Origin of the sequence: Botryobacter ruber (assembly GCF_003347595.2) — a bacterium.
In the GTDB taxonomy this organism is placed as follows: Bacteria; Bacteroidota; Bacteroidia; order Cytophagales; family Hymenobacteraceae; genus Pontibacter; species Pontibacter ruber_A.
Genome location: NZ_QCZK02000049.1, coordinates 1 through 18,166 on the forward strand (window position 1 = coordinate 1; position 18,166 = coordinate 18,166).

Annotated in this window: 12 protein-coding genes; 5 read left to right on the forward strand and 7 right to left on the reverse strand. The window is 52.2% G+C overall.

Annotated elements, in window-relative coordinates; translation table 11 throughout:
* Positions 1 to 110: 110 nt before the first annotated feature.
* Positions 111 to 236 (reverse strand): hypothetical protein, encoded by a 126-nt coding sequence (locus DCW36_RS22965; protein ID WP_262708153.1) that lies wholly within the window; start codon positions 234 to 236, stop codon positions 111 to 113.
* A gap of 30 nt (positions 237 to 266) precedes the next feature.
* Positions 267 to 401, reverse strand: a complete 135-nt coding sequence (locus DCW36_RS22970) for a hypothetical protein (RefSeq protein ID WP_262708154.1) — start codon at positions 399 to 401, stop codon at positions 267 to 269.
* A 113-nt stretch (positions 402 to 514) separates the two neighbouring features.
* Here DCW36_RS22970 and purL point away from each other — a divergent pair, with 113 nt between their 5' ends.
* Positions 515 to 4,198: a phosphoribosylformylglycinamidine synthase gene (purL, locus tag DCW36_RS15625; protein WP_114781213.1), complete on the forward strand. Its 3,684-nt coding sequence runs from the start codon at positions 515 to 517 to the stop codon at positions 4,196 to 4,198.
* A 200-nt stretch (positions 4,199 to 4,398) separates the two neighbouring features.
* Here the strand turns inward: purL and DCW36_RS15630 are convergent, their stop codons facing one another.
* A complete protein-coding gene (locus tag DCW36_RS15630; RefSeq protein WP_114781214.1) occupies positions 4,399 to 4,980 on the reverse strand; it encodes a pseudouridine synthase in 582 nt (193 codons plus the stop codon).
* Between the two features lie 383 nt (positions 4,981 to 5,363).
* Here DCW36_RS15630 and DCW36_RS15635 point away from each other — a divergent pair, with 383 nt between their 5' ends.
* The 3 genes from DCW36_RS15635 to DCW36_RS15645 all read left to right on the forward strand — a co-directional run bounded on the left by DCW36_RS15635 (position 5,364) and on the right by DCW36_RS15645 (position 11,973).
* Complete coding sequence (locus tag DCW36_RS15635; RefSeq protein WP_205702945.1) at positions 5,364 to 6,917, forward strand: family 43 glycosylhydrolase; 1,554 nt, start codon at positions 5,364 to 5,366, stop codon at positions 6,915 to 6,917.
* Positions 6,914 to 10,051, forward strand: coding sequence for a DUF6298 domain-containing protein (locus DCW36_RS15640; RefSeq protein WP_114781215.1), 3,138 nt, complete (start codon positions 6,914 to 6,916; stop codon positions 10,049 to 10,051). Before DCW36_RS15635 ends, DCW36_RS15640 begins: the two co-directional genes overlap by 4 nt.
* Positions 10,052 to 10,122: 71 nt before the next feature.
* Entirely contained in the window at positions 10,123 to 11,973 is a 1,851-nt protein-coding gene (locus DCW36_RS15645) for a polysaccharide lyase family protein (protein WP_114781216.1), read from the forward strand.
* A 54-nt stretch (positions 11,974 to 12,027) separates the two neighbouring features.
* Here DCW36_RS15645 and DCW36_RS15650 read toward each other — a convergent pair whose 3' ends face one another.
* Entirely contained in the window at positions 12,028 to 13,053 is a 1,026-nt protein-coding gene (locus DCW36_RS15650; protein ID WP_114781217.1) for a threonine aldolase family protein, read from the reverse strand.
* A 256-nt stretch (positions 13,054 to 13,309) separates the two neighbouring features.
* On the opposite strand from DCW36_RS15650, the gene DCW36_RS15655 reads away from it, so the two are divergent.
* A complete protein-coding gene (locus tag DCW36_RS15655; protein WP_114781218.1) occupies positions 13,310 to 13,669 on the forward strand; it encodes a hypothetical protein in 360 nt (119 codons plus the stop codon).
* Positions 13,670 to 14,350: 681 nt separating this feature from the next.
* On the opposite strand, the gene DCW36_RS15660 is transcribed toward DCW36_RS15655, so the two are convergent.
* From DCW36_RS15660 to DCW36_RS15670, 3 genes are all read right to left on the reverse strand, one after another.
* The gene (locus tag DCW36_RS15660) at positions 14,351 to 15,322 is read right to left on the reverse strand and encodes an ROK family protein (protein WP_114781219.1); all 972 of its coding nucleotides are present in this window, start codon (positions 15,320 to 15,322) and stop codon (positions 14,351 to 14,353) included.
* Between the two features lie 197 nt (positions 15,323 to 15,519).
* Positions 15,520 to 16,620: a serine hydrolase domain-containing protein gene (locus DCW36_RS15665; protein ID WP_240676200.1), complete on the reverse strand. Its 1,101-nt coding sequence runs from the start codon at positions 16,618 to 16,620 to the stop codon at positions 15,520 to 15,522.
* 244 nt (positions 16,621 to 16,864) lie between these two features.
* Positions 16,865 to 17,944: a fatty acid desaturase family protein gene (locus DCW36_RS15670; RefSeq protein ID WP_114781221.1), complete on the reverse strand. Its 1,080-nt coding sequence runs from the start codon at positions 17,942 to 17,944 to the stop codon at positions 16,865 to 16,867.
* Between the last annotated feature and the right edge of the window lie 222 nt (positions 17,945 to 18,166).

The following is an 18,166-nucleotide window of genomic DNA, read 5'->3' on the forward strand; positions in this document are numbered from 1 at the left end:
ATCGCTTCTTAAAAGTTTGGTCGCTTCTAAGATACGCTACAACTCTACTTTTTAATCAAGCTATATCCCCTTCTTATATCCGTTGCAACAAAGTCGTAACTAATTGATAACTATAGAATATACGGCAGGTTTCGGACAACAATGTTTTCAAAACCTACCGGGTTTTTAACCTTCGCCAGCTGCTCCAGTACCTCCACAGCCCTTACCCAGATCAGGAAGTGGAAGTGGTTCGGCATCAGGCAATAGGCAAAGGTCTCCGCAACCGGCTATAGATACTGGGCATATTTCTTCAGGAAGTAATAATAGTTCTCGTCGCTTCTGAAGAGGCATTCGGAGCCATTGCCATGGTTGTAGACATGGTACAGCTTATCCGGCTCAAAAGGAATACGTTTGTTGCCCATGTTGTTTTGTACTTCCCTAAACGCGGTAGGTTTTCAAAACCTAGCCGGGTTGTTAGTTTCTCTCCCATTTTCCAAATTTTACCCGTACCTTTGCTGCTTGAAAAACGACAAGCATGCTTCATTTCTTTTTTAGACAGCCTGATACAGTTTACGCCTTACAAAGCGAGGGGGAACTGAGCGCTACCGACATTCAGAAACTTGAATGGCTTTTCGGCGATGCCGCCTTAAAGCAGGAAACCACCCTGAGCGGTACTTTTGTGGGCCCGCGTGCGGCCATGATTACGCCCTGGAGTACCAACGCCGTGGAAATCACCCAGAACATGGGCATCCGGGGGATCATCCGGATCGAGGAGTTTAAAACAGTAGCAGCCGATTTCACGGAGTTCGACCCGATGCTTTCGCAGAAGTACAACGGGCTGGACCAGGATATTTACGACATTCATATTCAGCCGGAGCCGGTGCTGCCGGTAACTGATATTGCCGCCTACAACAAGCAGGAAGGCCTTTCGCTGAGCGACGAAGAAGTTGATTACTTAAACCAGCTCGCCGAAAGATTAGGCAGGCCGCTGACCGACTCCGAAGTGTTCGGCTTTTCGCAGGTGAACTCGGAGCACTGCCGCCATAAAATCTTTAACGGTAAGTTTGTGATTGACGGCGAAGAGAAACCGACCTCGCTGTTCAAACTGATCCGCAAAACATCTGAAGCCAACCCGAACGACATTGTGTCGGCTTACAAAGATAACGTGGCCTTTATCAAAGGGCCTGTAGTGCAGCAGTTTGCGCCAAAACGTGCCGATGAACCTGACTTCTACCAGGTAAGCGAATTCGAATCGGTGATCTCCATCAAAGCCGAAACACACAACTTCCCGACTACCGTAGAGCCTTTCAATGGTGCCGCTACCGGGTCTGGTGGTGAGATACGCGACCGGCTGGCTGGTGGACAGGGAGCGCTTCCGCTGGCAGGAACGGCAGTGTACATGACGGCGCTGTCGCGCCTCGAAAAAGACCGTCCCTGGGAAAATGCGACGCAGGAGCGGAAGTGGCTGTACCAGACGCCCATGGATATCCTGATCAAAGCATCTAACGGCGCGACCGATTTCGGAAATAAATTCGGGCAGCCGCTCATTACAGGATCGGTATTAACCTTCGAGCACGACGAAAAATCGGATGCTATTGAAGCACCACGAAAACTAGGTTACGACAAAGTGATCATGCTGGCCGGTGGCGTTGGCTACGGCAAAGCCAGCCAGGCGCAGAAAGGTCACCCGAAATCCGGCGATAAAATCGTGATCCTGGGCGGTGAAAACTACCGCATCGGGATGGGCGGAGCCGCTGTATCGTCTGCCGACACCGGCGAGCACGGCACTGGCATCGAACTGAACGCGGTGCAGCGCTCTAACCCCGAGATGCAGAAACGCGCTGCCAACGCTATACGCGGCATGGTGGAGAGCGAGCACAACGCCATTGTTTCCATCCACGACCACGGCGCCGGCGGCCACTTAAACTGCCTTTCGGAATTAGTGGAAGAAACAGGCGGTAAAATTGATCTCGATAAACTGCCTGTAGGCGATCCGACCCTTTCTGCGAAAGAAATCATCGGCAACGAGTCGCAGGAACGTATGGGTCTGGTGATAGGCGAAGCAGATATTGCGACCCTGCAAAAGATAGCCGACCGCGAACGCGCTCCCATGTACACCGTGGGCGACGTGACCGGCGACCACCGCTTTACCTTCCAGTCAGCCTCCACCGGCCAGAAACCGATGGACCTGGAGCTGAGCGACATGTTCGGAAGCTCGCCTAAAATGGTGATGACCGACAAAACCATAAACAGAACCTACCTGCCGGTAACCTACGATAAAGCCCGGCTGCAAACCTACCTGGAGCAGGTATTGCAACTGGAGGCGGTTGCCTGTAAAGACTGGCTCACAAACAAAGTAGACCGTTGCGTAGGTGGCCGTGTGGCGAAACAGCAATGCGCCGGTCCGCTGCAACTACCGCTGAACAACTGCGGCGTAATGGCGTTGGACTTCCAGGGCAAAGAGGGTATTGCGACTTCGGTTGGTCATGCGCCTGTTTCAGCCCTGATCGATCCGGCTGCCGGTAGCCGCAATGCCATTGGCGAATCTTTGTCGAACATCGTTTGGGCGCCGCTGAAAGATGGTTTGAAAAGTGTTTCGCTTTCTGCCAACTGGATGTGGGCTTCGAAGAACGAAGGCGAAGACGCCCGTTTATACAAAGCCGTGGAAGCCTGTTCCGAGTTCGCGATTGCCCTGGGCATCAACATCCCGACCGGGAAAGACTCGCTTTCCATGAAGCAGAAGTACAAAGATGAGGACGTGATCGCGCCTGGTACGGTGATCATCTCAGCTGGCGGAAACTGCAGCAATGTACGCCAGGTGGTAGAGCCGGTATTGCAGCGTGATGGCGGCAACCTTTACTACATCAACCTTTCCAACGATGCCTACAAACTAGGCGGCTCTTCTTTTGCGCAGGTAGTCAACAGAATAGGCAACGAAACGCCTGATGTAACCGACGCGGCACAGTTTAAGAACGCTTTCAACACGCTACAGGATTTAATCAAAGAAGGTAAAATAGAAGCAGGACACGACATCGGCAGCGGCGGTTTAATCACCACCCTACTCGAAATGTGCTTTGCCGACAATAACCTGGGCGCTTCCATCGACTTAACCTCACTGGGAGAATCAGACAGCGTAAAAGTTCTTTTTGCTGAAAATATCGGCGTGGTGTTCCAGGCTTCGGCAGACGTAGAAGCTACCCTGGAAGCCAGCAAGGTGCCGTTCCATAAAATAGGTACAGCAACGGGCACAGCCACGCTGGAACTGAAGAACGGCTCTGACTCCTACAGCTTCGACATAGCGCAGTTACGCGATACCTGGTTTAAAACTTCCTACCTGCTGGACATCAAACAAAGTGGCCCGCAAAGCGCTAAAGAGCGTTTCGAGAATTACAAAAACCACGAGCTGCTTTACCAATTCCCAGAAGGATTTGACGGTAAGAAACCAGTTGTTGATTCTTCTAAGCCAAGAATAAAAGCCGCCATCATCCGCGAGAAAGGAAGCAACTCCGAGCGTGAAATGGCCAACGCCATGTACCTGGCCGGCTTCGACGTGAAAGACGTGCACATGACGGACCTGATCTCCGGCAGAGAGACGCTGGAAGATATTCAGTTCATTGGCGCGGTGGGTGGTTTCTCTAACTCCGACGTACTGGGTTCCGCCAAAGGCTGGGCAGGTGCTTTCCTTTACAACGAAAAAGCCAGAACGGCGCTGGAGAATTTCTTCAACCGCGAAGACACCCTTTCGGTGGGTATCTGTAACGGCTGTCAGCTGTTCGTAGAACTGGGCCTTATCACAAAGGGGCATGAGCAACCGTCGAAAATGCTGCACAACGTAAGCCAGAAGCACGAAAGCATTTTCACCTCGCTGACCATCCGCGAAAACAAATCGGTGATGCTGTCCAGCCTGGCTGGTTGCACGCTGGGAGCCTGGGTATCGCACGGCGAAGGCCGCTTCTGCCTGCCGCACCTGGAGGATAAATACCAGATCGTCGGCAAGTACGGCTACGAAACCTACCCGGCCTGCCCGAACGGTTCCGACTACAACACCGCCATGATCTGCGACGAAACCGGTCGTCACCTCGTGATGATGCCGCACATCGAACGTTCGCTCCTGCAGTGGCAGTGGGCGCACTACCCAAAAGGTCGTCACGACGAAGTATCACCCTGGATGGAAGCTTTTGTGAACGCCAGAAAATGGCTCGAAGCGCACGGGAAGTAATTTCTGTAAAATTTAATGGAAGCCCTTCAGTGTATGCTGAGGGGCTTTCTCATTAAAAACCGCCAGTTTATATAGAAGTACATACCACAATCCATACTTCCGCCAGTTGAAAACTGGCACCATAAATTACCACAAGTTACGCTGGCGCTAAACTTGCGGCAGGAGTGGCAATGGTGGCAGGTGCAGAACGATAAAGCGGGTTAAAGCAAATTGAAATCCTTTACTTCCACCACCTGGGCAGCGCCTAAATCTTCCAGCCTGATTCCCCCGATCCGGACCCGGATCAACCGTAGCGTTGGAAAGCCTACGGCAGCCGTCATCTTCCGGACCTGCCGGAATTTGCCTTCGGTAATGGTGATGGCTACCCAACTGGTTGGCCCGTGCCGCTCGTCTCTGATTTTTTTGGCTCTTGGTTCAACGTCTGGGACCGGATCTAAGCGACATGCCTGACAAGGCAGCGTTTTATAGGGTTTGCCATAGATACTAATGTCAACTCCTTTCTGCAGCAGCGCTATTGCTTCACCCGTAATGTCGCCGTCTACCTGCACATAGTACTCCTTTTCAACCTCTCTGCTGCGCACCAGCTCACTTACTTTACCATCCGTGGTAAGCAACAGCAAGCCTTCGGAGTCTTCGTCCAGGCGGCCAACAGACATGATGCCTTCCGGGAAATCATAGAGCGAACCCAGGAAGTTTTTGTTTTTCTGCTTGCCCTGGTTGCTGACAAACTGCGACAGATAGCCGAAAGGCTTGTGTATGATAAAGTGACGGTGTGTTTCCATTAAAAATATCCTCCCCGCTGGTCTTTGATGTTTGCTTGAAAGACTTCTGCCATTTCCCCGCTTCCAGGTTCAATCCGCTCACAAGCACTTACATCCGATAGGGCCAGCAGTGGCTATGGTGGCTGGTACAGCAGTACAAAATTAGTTATTTTGTGCACAGCTTATCCATTTCACCTTCATTCATTTTTCCTCCTGGAAGCTACCAGGCTGTGCATGGTGCAGGTGCTGAGGCTGTAATGGGAGCTGCAGTGAGGTTTAGAACCAGCTCTACAGGCCGGCAGAATAAAAAAAGCAGCATCACTAACACGCATTACCCGGGTTAAATAAAATTCTGCTTGCCCGGAAGCTCAGAATGAATAATTTTAAGTTCTAAACCAGAACGGATGAAGCACTTCAAACATACCAGGCGTGCAGCGTTGCTTTCGATGCTGCTGACTTCAGGCTATTTAATTGGCTGCTCGCAGCAGCCAACAAACCAGGCCAAACCACAGGACGCTACGGCTACAACAAACGCATATTACCAGAACCCGGTCATCGGCGGCGACTACCCCGACCCCTCCGTGCTGCGGGTTGGCAAGGACTACTACATGACCCACTCCTCCTTCGACTATTACCCGGGCCTGCTGGTATGGCACTCCACCGACCTGGTGAACTGGAAAAGAATTGCTTTTGCCCTGAATAAAAATGTGGGCTCGGTCTGGGCGCCTGATCTGATCAAACACAACGACACCTATTACATCTACTTCCCGGCCAACGGCAACAACTGGGTCGTGACGGCCAGGTCGCCGGAAGGTCCCTGGTCCGAGCCGGTGGATTTAAACCTGAAGGGCTTTATTGACCCCGGTCATGTGGTGGGGCCTGATGACAAGCGTTACCTGTACCTCTCCAAAGGCTACATCATCCAGCTGGCTGACGATGGCCTGTCGACGGTGGGGGAACCGATAGAGGGCTATGCGGGCTGGCAGTTTCCGAAAGAATGGAGCACCGAGTGTTTCTGCCTCGAATCACCCAAATCGACGGTGCGGAACGGCTATTATTACCAGACAGTAGCCGAAGGCGGAACAGCCGGTCCTGCCACCTCGCACATGGTGGTTTCCGGGCGCGCCAAATCGCCGCTGGGGCCCTGGGAGAACTCGCCTTACAACCCGGTTATCCATACCGAAAGCCGCAAAGATCGCTGGTGGAGCCAGGGACACGGCACCCTGGTGGATGATGTAAACGGCAACTGGTGGATCATGTACCACGGCTACGAAAAGGATTACCACACGCTGGGCCGCCAGACGCTGATGCTGCCCATCGAATGGACAAAAGACGACTGGTTCCGGGTGCCGGAAGGCGTGAAGAGCAGCGAACCCATCCGCAAACCTGCTGGCGCTACTTCGGTGAGTACAGAAGACAGTCTTTCCGATGATTTCTCGGGGCAGCAACTGGGGCTGCAGTGGCAGGCATTTAAAGAACATCCATCCGAACGGGTTGAAATAAAAAATGGAAAGCTGGTGTTGAAAGCCAAAGGCACCTCCTTCGAAAACAGTTCGCCGCTGCTGGTGAATGCCGCCGACCAAAAGTACGAAATCCAGGTAGCGTACACACTCGACGAAGGCGCCACTGCCGGGCTCACGCTGTACTACAACGAGCAGGGCAACGTGCGCATTTCCGTAGACGCCAACCAGTTTACGGTATACAACCAGCAGAACCGGAAGATCAGCGAGAAGAATGAACTTGGCAGGCACGGCTACCTGCGCATCCTGAACGATGAAAACGAAGTGAGCTTCTATTACAGCCAGGATGGCAAAGACTGGACACGGGTAGAGCGCACCATCTATGCCTCCGGGTTTAACCACAACATCTTCGGCAGGTTCCTGAGCCTGCGGGCCGGCCTGTTTGCCTTCGGTGAAGGCAAGGTAACATTCGACAACTTTGTATACCGGAAACTATGAGGCTACTCCGGGCTTTTTGTTTTGCTGCACTTGCCACCATAGCCACTGCAGAAGCTTCGTTCGCGCAGCTCAAAACCACTCCCGACTCCCCGCTTCAACAAAGCCAGGACGGAACGTTTACCTACAAGGCAGCGGCAAATGGCGACCGTATTCCGGACTACTCCTATTGCGGCTACAAAAATTCGGAAGCGCCCATCCCGGATGTTCCTGTAAAAGTAATCGTGCCGGCCATGTCAGGCGATGCGACCGCGACCATCCAACGCGCCATTGATTATGTCGCTTCGCTGCCCCTGAACCCGCAGGGCTTCCGGGGCGCGGTACTGCTGGAGAAAGGCACCTTCGAACTTTCCGGAGGCTTGATTATTCGTACATCAGGTGTTGTGTTACGTGGCAGCGGTCCCGACAGCACCGGTACAGTTCTTATCGGAACAGGGCAAGACCGCGAAACACTCATCCGGATTGCCGGAGCTGCTAACCTGAAACAGGAAGCTCCGGTGCAGCTGGCGGACACTTATTTTCCGGTTAATTCCACCAAACTGACATTTAAGAACAAGCACCCGTTCAAGGTAGGCGACCAGGTGATCGTCAACCGGCCGTCGACGCAGGAATGGATAGAAAAGCTCGGCACCGATAAAATCGGTACCTACGTCAACTACCACCTCACCCACTGGGAACCCGGCGACTTCGACCAGAACTGGTACCGGCAGGTGGTAGCCGTTACCCCCGAATCCATCACCCTGGACATTCCGCTGACCACATCCCTGGACCCGCAATACGGTGGTGGACAGGTGGCCCGGTACAGCTGGAGTGGCCGGATCAGCCATGTGGGAGTCGAAAACCTCCGGTGCGTCTCTTCTTATGCTAAATCCAATCCCAAAGACGAAAACCACCGCTGGATGGCCGTCACGCTGGACAATGTGCAGGATGCGTGGGTGCGCAGGCTGGTGGCGGAGCATTTTGTAAGTTCGGCTGTGGCCGTCTGGGAAACTGCCAGCCGTGTGACCGTAGAGGATTGCAAATCGCTGGCACCTGTGGGAGAAACGGGCAATTTCAGGCGCTATGCCTTCCATACGCTCGGGCAGCAGGTGCTTTTCCAGCGCTGCTATGCCGAGTACGCCTACCATGCTTTTTCCGTCGGCTTCACGACTCCCGGTCCAAATGCCTTTGTGCAGTGTTATTCGTACCTGCCCCTTCACTTTTCGGGAGCCATTGGCGGCTGGGCAAGCGGCGTGCTGTTCGATAAAGTTACCGTAGATGGCGGCATCATCAGCCTGGCCTACCGCGATGTGGACGCACAGGGAGGTGGCTGGTCTGCTGCCAATTCCCTTATCTGGCAATGCCGGGCTGCACAGATTCATGTGCCCGCTCCTCCTACCGCGCAGAACTGGGCTTTTGCCAACTGGGCGCAGGGCTACGGAAACGGCCACCACGAATCGCCGCATACTTTTGTAAAACCGGAGAGTTTTTTCTACGCGCAGCTCGAAGCCCGCACCGGCAAAAAGTCGCCGGAAACAGCAAAAATCCTGACCTACGAAACCGACCGAACTACCGCTCCTACCCCCGAACTAACGGCCCAACTAAGCGAGCGCTCCAAAACGCCTGACCTGACGATGGAGGAATGGATTGACCTGATGATGGAGAAATATCCGATTCAGTCTGACTTGTCCGGGGCAAAAAAGATAGACCAGATAAAGTTGAAAGCGTCACCGAAGGTCGCACACAAAGCGTCTCCTGTTTCCATTAAAAATGGCTGGATTGTACAAGGCAACCAGGTGCTGACCGGCAGGAAAAACCGCACCTCGCTCTGGCGCGGCAGCACCCGTCCCAGCGCTTTGGCTAACCCCGCTCCCAACCTCGTCCGCTTTGTTCCGGGCCGTACCGGCAGGGGCCTCACCGACAACCTCGACACCCTCGTCCACGACATGCTCCAGAACAACGTGGTGGCGATGCGGCATTTTCCGGCCCTCTGGTACGAACGCCGCCGCGACGACCATGCCCGCACCCGCCGCGCCGATGCCGACGTGTGGGCGCCCTTTTATGAGCAGCCTTTCAGCCGCAGCGGGCAGGGCGAAGCCTTCGACCGTCTCAGCAAATACGACCTCACCAAATGGAATACCTGGTACTGGCTGCGCCTCAAAAAATTCGCCGACCTGGCCGACCAGCACGGACTGCTATTCATACAGGAGCATTACCTGCAGCACAACATCATAGAAGAAGGGGCGCACTGGACCGACTACCCCTGGCGAACGGCAAACAACATCAACAACACCGGCTTCGCCGAGAACCCTGCCTACGCCGGCGACAAACGGATTTACATGGCCGAAGCCTTTTACGACACCACCCACACCGTACGAAACAAGCTGCACCGCGCCTACATCCGGAAAAGCCTCGACAACTTTAAAGGCAACACCAACATCCTCCATCACCTGGGCATGGAATATACCGGTCCCCTGCATTTTGTGCAGTTCTGGCTCGATGTGATTGCCGAATGGGAAAAAGAAAACCAACAGGATGTGCTGGTCATGCTGCCGGGCACCAAAGAAATGCAGGACGCCATTCTCGCCGACCCGAAACGTGCACGCCTGGTCGATGCGATAGACGTTATCCAGTGGCACTACCGGCAGGACGGCAGCCTATATGCCCCCGCTGGTGGCGTGAGCCTGGCAGAGCGGCAGTATGCGCGTATCCATGATGTCGGGGAAACTTCTTTTGGTCAGATTTACCGGGCCGTGCAGGAGTTCCGCACCAGGTACCCGGAAAAAGCCATCGTCTACTCCCGCCGCGGCCCCGCCTTCGCTGACTGGGCCGTGTTTATGGCCGGCGGTTCGCTTGCTTCGCTTCCGGAAATCCGGGATAAAGCCTTTTTTGAGGCTGCCGCTGCAATGGACCCGCTCCCGCTGAAAAGCCCGGAGGCGAAACAATATGGTTTGGGTAAGAAGGGAACCAGCTACATCATCTTCTCCGAATCTCCCAACGTGCAGGTTGATCTGACGGGCGATAAGCAGAGCTACAGGTTGAAGTTTATTCATCCTGAGACTGGGGAAATTATGGATACAAAAAAGAAAGTTCAGGGAGGAAAAATTAGCTCACTTGAAGCGCCGTATGAAGGGCCTGTGGTGGTGTGGTTACGGTAAAAAAATTTTTCATCCTTTTAAACTTTACGATGCTACGTTAGTCTATCTGCCACCATATCAACCTCGCTGCCATGCCCAAAAAGAGCCTGTTCTCCTTGCTGTTTCTGTTAACGTTCGTCCCTTGCTTTTCGCAGCAGCGTGTCGTGCTAACCGAGAAGCCAGACCGGGTGATTCTCGCCAACCAGCATGTCACTGCTACCATCAACAGGAAAACAGCCACCATCACCTCACTGCTATACAAAGGCCTGGAATTGATGGGACAACGGCCTCATCCGCACTGGAACGTGGTTGGCGAAGATGAGGAAGTAACCGTCAGGAAATTTCCGAACAAGGTAATATATTCCGTTAGCATTGATCCAGCCAAAAACCAGGGAGAGCGGGTTGAAGTCTCTTTCAAATTCCTGTATGAAGGCGATACGGCAACCCTTCCGTTTGATATTGACTTACGCTTTGCCTTAGGCCAGGAAGACCGGGGGGTGTACCTCTCTGCTTTATGGAAGCGCCGTCCGGGCTATCCAGCTTTTGAACTTGGTCAAGGAAGAATGATTACCGTTTTAAATCCGCAGGTTTTTGACTTTTATACCGTTGATGCCCACAGGCAGGGTGTAATGGCGACGGCTGAGGATGTAAAAAACGGCATCAGGATGAATGTGAAAGAAGCAAAGAAGCTCACCACAGGCGTACACCAGGGTAAAGTAGAGCATAAATATGACTACGCTGCCATTTTAGCGCAAACCCCTGCCTGGGGCTGGACAAGCACGGCAAAAAAGGTTGGTTTCTGGATGATTAATCCCAGCTTTGAGTACATCAATGGCGGCCCTACCCAGGTTGGCAATACAGGACACGTAGAAGCCATCTTATTAAATCACTGGCACGATAGTCACTATGGTGGTCAGCCGCTGAACTTTAAAGAGGATGAGGAGTGGGAAAAGTTTATAGGGCCGTTCTTCCTTTACTGTAACGCAGGCCCAACCCATGACGAGATGTGGAAAGATGCTTTAGCGCAGGCCGGAACACAGCGTAACCGTTGGCCTTATACCTGGGTTAAAGCCAAAGCATATCCCCAAAAGCAGGAACGCGGGGTTGTGAGCGGGCAAATAGAAATACAAGATCCCTATGTTGCAGATGTAAAATTTAAAAACATGTGGGTTGGACTGGCTGTTGCCGAAACTTCCTCGAAAGAAGTTAACTGGCAGTATGAAGGCAAAGCGTACCAGTTTTGGGTGCAGGCCGATGAGCAGGGAAATTTTAGTATACCAAACATACGCCCGGGAACTTACAACCTGTATGCTTTTGCCGCCGGCGTACTTGGCGAGTTTAAGAAAACAGGCATCACCATTTCACCGGCCAGTACTGTGAACCTGGGCAAACTGGCGTTTAAGCCGCAGCGATTCGGGAAGCAGGTATGGGAAATTGGCATCCCCGACCGTTCTGCAGCAGAGTTCAGGCATGGCGACCATTACTGGCAATGGGGCCTGTACATGCGCTATCCAAAAGAATTTCCGGATGATGTAAACTATGTTATAGGCAAAAGCGACTGGAGCAAAGACTGGAACTACAGTCAACCAGGCGTATTGGCTGAAGACTATAGCGTACTCCGCGGCACCACCTGGAAAATATCCTTTGATATGCCGGAACATGTGAGCGGGCAGGGAACGTTGCGGCTGGCCTTCTGCGGAAGCAGAAAAGGAGAGGTAATCCAGGTTGCGCTAAACGGCAAACCAATTGGCAAGGCCGGACCGTTACCGACCATGGGTGTGATGCACCGCGATGGCATACGTGGTAAACAGGAAGAATACGATATCCCATTTGATGCGCGGCTCCTGAAGAAGGGAACCAATACCATCAGCCTCAGTTTTAATCCCAGGAACTGGGCTTTCGGGGTGCTGTATGATTATGTACGCCTGGAATTAAAGGAATAGCAAAACAAAAATCCCACTGCACCTGCCACCACAGCCACTGCTCCTGGCGGAAAGTCACGAATGGATACACCGGATGAATGCATCAACATTTTCCTCTTCCGTTGCCCAGGAAGTTACCAACCGGATAGCGGAGGTATGCTGGTCCGGTTTATGCCACACGTAAAAGTCGAAACGCTCCTGCAGCTTTTCAATCATTGCGTTGGGAAGTAGAGGAAAAAGCTGGTTTGATTGGGGCGGCAAGAAAAAGGCATATCCCTTCTCTTCGAAAGCAGCTGCTATTTTTTCGGCCATTGCGTTGGCGTGGTGCGCCAGCTCCAGGTACAAATCGTGCTCGAACAAAGTCAGAAACTGGACTCCCAGCAGCCTTCCTTTTGCCAGTAAAGCACCTTTCTGCTTGAGGTAATACCGGAAGCCTTCGTCCAGCCCTTGCTTCGCAAAAACAATCGCCTCTCCTAACAAAGCACCGTTCTTGGTCCCGCCAATGTAAAAGACATCTACCAGTTTTGCAAGGTCCGAGAAGGTCAGGTCGTTAAACCTGGACGTTAAAGCGGACCCCAGCCGGGCGCCATCCATAAACAACTGCAGCTTACGTTCGCGGCAGAAGACGGAGAGTTCGGTTAACTCGGCTTTGGTATACACACTGCCTAATTCCGTCGCGTTGGAAATATACACCATGGCGGGTTTTACCATGTGCTCGTCGGTGTGCGTGTCCAGCACTTCTTTTACAGCCTGTACCGTCAGCTTTCCCAGCACCGCATCCACCAGGACCACTTTGTGGCCGGTAGCTTCGATGGCGCCCGTTTCGTGCACGGCAATGTGGCCTGTTCTGGCAGAAATTACCGCTTCGTAGGGTTTTAACAGGTGACCGATTACCAGCAGGTTCGCCTGTGTTCCACCGGCCGTAAAATGAATACCGGCCGCCGGCATAGCAATTTTTTCCTGTAGCAGCTCCTTCGCCCGCTGGCTGTAGCTGTCGTTGCCATAGCCGGCCTGCTGTTCCAGGTTGGTGCGGAGCAGTTGCTGCAGGATGAGCGGATGGGCTCCCTCGCTGTAATCATTCTTAAAGCTGATTTTATGCATGATGTACCTGATGTTAGATGTTACGGAAGCCGCAGCTCCCTGCAACCAATTTGCCGTTTACTGCACCACCTCCTGCGCCCGCGGCAGACCAACGGCAGCCTGTAAAATGCACTTTGTGGCACTCCCGCTTGTGCGGAAACCTTTTCAATAACTTTAGGTGCAGGAAAAGAGTAAACCAAGGCATTGATTAAAAATAGTAAAATCGAAGCATAAACTTATCAAATAAGTTTATGGCATACATAAACGACAGCTAACTATGGGTAAAATCAGAGAAATAATTCTTCTGGTCCTTTTTCTGGCTACGTTAGGCGTAGCCTGTAACTACCCTACCGAACAGCAGGAAACGGCACAAACAACCGAAACACAAAACGATTGTCAGCCGCTCGAAACACGGGAGGCGAACGTACCTGCCCAAACGCCTGCTTTCCCGGGACAAACCCGTGCCTGTGCTATCACAACAGAGGGAGCTTTCCGGGGGAGGTACTGGCGGAGGGGCTGCATGAGCCGGATGGCGAACTTTGGAAGATTACTCCAGGCGCTTAACCTGCTACTTTACCTAACAGAGGGTGTAGCGCTTTTCACCACAGTGGCTAATCTTGTTGGGGAAGCCCCTTGAGGACAACCTAAAGCGTGAGCTTTGGAGATGCTAGCGGAGCTAACAGGGGTGTTAATCTCGAAGGTAAAAGTCTGAAATAAGTTCACAGGGTTTTATACGCAGGTGTAAACACCCCTATGAGCGCTGCTCGCAAGTTTCAAACTCTCGTTCTCACTTGTCCTCAAGGGGAGAGTCCGCTAGAATGAAACGTCCCTCCCTGAGGCCTTATCTTGTAGAGAAAAAATGATTTGTCTTTTATAAGTATTTTCTACCGCAAGTTTGAGCGTAGCGTTAACTGGTGGTTAACTATGATAGCCAGTTTGTAACTGGCGTGCGCACAAAAGCACGAATATACAGCTACGCCAGTTGAAAACTGGCACCATACCTAGCCGCAAGTTACCGCTACGCTCAAACTTGCGGCAGGAATCATTTTATGATTCCATTTTTTCCCTACAAGATTAGCTTTGAGGGGGGACAAAAAATCCCTGCGTAACATCAGTTAGTAATGAAATTTAAAATATAATTATTCTGCTGCACCTGCCACCACAGCCTCTGCTGATCTTAAATGACATGAAAAAAATCCTGCTTATTTGGCGATAAGCAGGATTTTTATCCATTTGTTTAAGAAAATGCAGGAAAAGTATACAGGTGATCCTATGCTCCTTATTATTCCCGATACGCTTTCGAATCCAGCATTTCCGGTTATTCGGTTTTCATGGCCCACACCAGGGCACTGGCGCCCAGGATGGCGGCATCGGCTTCTTTCAGTTCGCTGAAGGTTAATTTAACCTTGTTCCTGAAAACGGCCAGCAGGTTCTTTTCCATGTGCTCCCGCACCGGATTCATCAGCAGATCGCCGGCTTTGGTTACGCCGCCAAAAAGGATAATGGCCTCCGGCGAGGTAAACATCACAAAGTTGGCAAGCGCTTCCCCCAGTATCTGGCCGGTAAACCGATACACCTCCTGCGCCACTTCGTCGCCTTGCATGGCACAATCGAAAACAACTTTAGAGTCGATGGCCTCCGGCGCATATTCTTTTAATAAAGAGGGTTTTTCTGCAGTAGCCACCATTTCTCTTGCTGTAAGGGCAATTCCGGTAGCCGATGCATAAGCCTCCAGGGAACCGTACAAGCCGGTAGACCAGTGTTTCCTGCCTCCAGGCCGGATAATGGTGTGGCCCAGTTCACCGGCAAAACCATCGTGACCGTAAATCAGGTGTCCGCTGGTTACGATGCCACTGCCTACGCCTGTGCCCAGGGTAATTACAATAAAGTCGTTCATTCCCTTTGCCGCCCCATACATACGCTCGCCCAGTGCAGCAGCATTGGCATCGTTGGTGATGGTACAGGGCAAGGTAAATTTTTCGGTGACCAGGCTGGCAAACGGTACAACACCCTTCCAGTTCAGGTTGGGCGCGTCCTCGATACAACCCGTAAAATAATTCGCATTTGGGGCGCCGATGCCGATGCCCTTGATATTCCGGAGCCCTACGGCCTCAATGGCCGGCAGCAGGGCGGCATGCAGTGCAGCAACAAACTCACCTGCCGTTGCATAAGCGCTGGTGGAGAGTCTGCCGTTATGCGAAATCTCCCCGTGGCGGTTCACGATGCCATACTTGGTATTGGTTCCACCAATATCTACCCCGATGGCGTATTCCTGTATAGTTTCAATCATAAATGCTGGTTTTCAAGTAGCTGTGTGCTGGTACCTAAAGCTTAATTAATATGGAAGCCTCCTGTAAAAGGCTTTCGCGCCCAAACATAAGCCAATCCTTCCAACATTACAATAATTTTCAGCAGCAGTTTTTACGAGCGCTTGTTTGTCGTTTTTACACTTTACCGCTTCAGCAACAGGCAACCTGCTGCTTTACGTTACCTGCTTTTCTGGCTGGCCAAAACGGCGGGAGGCGCCGGGTATAAAAACCGGCGCAGGTCTTTGAGGTAATTCAGGCTGCCGTTGGTCATGTTGCTCAGCACAATAACAGTGCTGCGGTCTTTGGGGTTTCGCAGGAAATAGGTGTTATAGCCGTGCCACAGGCCCCCGTGGTACACAACCGTATCGCCGCTATCTACCTGCCGGATGCGCCAGCCAAACCCGTAATCTTCTGTTTTCTTGCTGACCTGTCCGTTTCCTGTAAATGCTTCGGCCAGGGTTTCCTGCTTCACGAGCTGTTGCGTGTAGAGGGCCTGGTCCCATTTATACAGATCTTCTACCGTAGAATAAATTCCTTTGTCTCCCAGCACATTATCCAGGTAATCGGGTGTGCGTTTCCGTTTGCCGCTGAGGTGGCCGGTCGCAACTTTTTCGGTTTGGGCAGCTAAGGAGCTGTAGGTAAAGGTGTTCTTCATCTGCAAAGGCTCGAATATGTTTTTCCGGACAAAAGTGGCGTAGGAGATGCTGGAAGCCTTTTCGACAATAGAGGCCAGCACCAGGTACCCGGTGTTGCTGTAGTAAAAGCGCTTGTCGGGCTTAAAATAAATGGTTGGCTGATGCGCTTTCAGCAGGTAGAGGGCATCGTCGTTGGTAAGCGCAATTTTACGGTTAGGCCAGTGCTTGTCGCTCAGGTAGGTGTAGTCCGGCAGCCCGGACCGGTGGGTAAGCAGGTGCCGGATGGTAATACCTTTGTAGGGGAAGCCGGGGATGTACTGCTGCACACTGTCGTCGTACTGCAGCCTGCCCTGCTCCTGCAGCATCATAATGGCCATGGCCGTGAACTGCTTCGATACCGACGCCAACTGAAATGCTGTTTGCGTGGTCAGGGTATCTTTACGGGAAAAATCGGCATAGCCAAAGGCGCCTTTGTAAAGCACCTGGTCGTATTTGGTTACCAGCACCGTTCCGTTAAAGCCCTTCTTCCGGTGCAGGTACCTGAAAATGGAATCGACCTGGCTGCCCAGCCGGCGGGCGCTGGCCTCGGTAAACGACGCGGGAACGAGCACCTGCTGCCTGCTCTCCTCCTCTTCCGGAAACAAATTTTCGTGCTTCGAACCCGAACACGAAACCAGCACTAAACCAAGAACAGAAGCCGCAATGCAGCCGAACAATGGAAACTGAAATCCAAGAAACCTCATACCTGAAATACCTACACAAACTGGCTATAAATATAGGCTTTCTTCCTGATTTTGTACAGTCTTCCTCTCCGCAAAAAACAAAAATTTACCGGCTGCAGCCGGCTTCCCTTTTGCACCTGCCAAAGCCGCACTTTTCCAGACGCCACTACCCCAGTTGCGCCCGCAGGCTCCGGACGCTGATCCCCCGCACCGGCATCGGGGCGGTACGGGCTTTCATCAGCAGAATCGCTTCTTCTTCCGACGCAAAGGTGTTGTTGATGTTTACCAGGTGCGCAGCCAGCTTATTGTAGTTCTTCGTCATCAGGTACAGCCAGATGTGCAGCCAGTGGATGCCTTCAAACACCAAAGCCTTGTTTTTGGCAAACTCATCAAGATGCTCCCGGAAGTGCTCCGGGTACTTGGTCCAGTGCAGGGAAGGCTGCAGGTGGTGGTCGATGTGGTAGCCATCGTTCCAACACTTGTGGTTGTACTTTGTGTTGATGCAGGTCACACTGTTTTTGTAGCAGTTTCCCGGATCGTTGTAATCCACGAAGGAATGCTGCGCCCAGTTGCCGAGCATCATGATCAGGCGGGAGATCAGGAAAGGAAGGATGAACACCATAACGGTTGCGGGCCAGTTCACCAGGCTAAGCAGGATACACATGGCAAAAAAGATGGTTTCGCCACGTAGCACCTTGTTGCGGAGCTTAAAAATCCTTCTCACATTGAAATACTTGAGCAGGTAGGCGAAGCCTAAAAACAGGAAACTGCCAAAGTACCGCATAAAGCCACGAAAGCTGTCGCGCCGGTAATACATGGTGGTGCTCAGGTCGTCTTCCAGGTTGTTTTCGACGTGGTGCATGCCCATGTGGTGACTAAAGTAGGTTTCGGGCGTTTGCCCGAAAAAGGGTCCTACCACCCAGGGCAGGTACAGGTTCAGGTAATCGTATTTTTGTTTGAAAAAGCGCCTGTGGCTGGTGCAGTGCAGCATGAGCCCGAACGAACCTTTGTACACGAAATTATTCAGAAAAAAATAAGCCGCTGCCACTCCCCACCAAACGCCGTTCTGCAGCGGAAAGTAAAGCAGGATACCCAACGGAAGCATGGTAAGTGTTATTTTCAACGTGAGATAAATAAAAGGCAGATCCCGCTCATCCCGGATCAGGCTGAGAAAAAAACGGTCAACAGCGCTATACTGTGCTGGCGGATTGAAAACAGGATCGGTGATAGTGGTGATTGGTCTCATAGTAATAGTAAAGGTGTTGATGATCAGGAAATCTGTTTAAGCGAATCTAACCAATTATCCTTATGAATTAAAAGGATGTGCACTCAAATATACTCTTTACAGGAATTTATTGCCATAAAAAAGCAGGAAAGGCAAGCTTCCCGTCAGAAGTTTTTACTGCTAACGCAGCAGAAGGTTTGCCTGAAAGTCTGAGGGCGGGTTTCCGGGGTAATACAATTCCCT

Coding starts and splice junctions, on each gene's coding strand:
- DCW36_RS15640 (WP_114781215.1), top strand. CDS start 6,914: ATGAGGCTACTCCGGGCTTTTTGTTTTGCTGCACTTGCCACCATAGCC.
- DCW36_RS15655 (WP_114781218.1), top strand. CDS start 13,310: ATGGGTAAAATCAGAGAAATAATTCTTCTGGTCCTTTTTCTGGCTACG.
- DCW36_RS15645 (WP_114781216.1), top strand. CDS start 10,123: ATGCCCAAAAAGAGCCTGTTCTCCTTGCTGTTTCTGTTAACGTTCGTC.
- DCW36_RS15635 (WP_205702945.1), top strand. CDS start 5,364: ATGAAGCACTTCAAACATACCAGGCGTGCAGCGTTGCTTTCGATGCTG.
- DCW36_RS22970 (WP_262708154.1), bottom strand. CDS start 401: ATGGGCAACAAACGTATTCCTTTTGAGCCGGATAAGCTGTACCATGTC.
- DCW36_RS22965 (WP_262708153.1), bottom strand. CDS start 236: ATGCCGAACCACTTCCACTTCCTGATCTGGGTAAGGGCTGTGGAGGTA.
- purL (WP_114781213.1), top strand. CDS start 515: ATGCTTCATTTCTTTTTTAGACAGCCTGATACAGTTTACGCCTTACAA.
- DCW36_RS15660 (WP_114781219.1), bottom strand. CDS start 15,322: ATGATTGAAACTATACAGGAATACGCCATCGGGGTAGATATTGGTGGA.
- DCW36_RS15650 (WP_114781217.1), bottom strand. CDS start 13,053: ATGCATAAAATCAGCTTTAAGAATGATTACAGCGAGGGAGCCCATCCG.
- DCW36_RS15630 (WP_114781214.1), bottom strand. CDS start 4,980: ATGGAAACACACCGTCACTTTATCATACACAAGCCTTTCGGCTATCTG.
- DCW36_RS15670 (WP_114781221.1), bottom strand. CDS start 17,944: ATGAGACCAATCACCACTATCACCGATCCTGTTTTCAATCCGCCAGCA.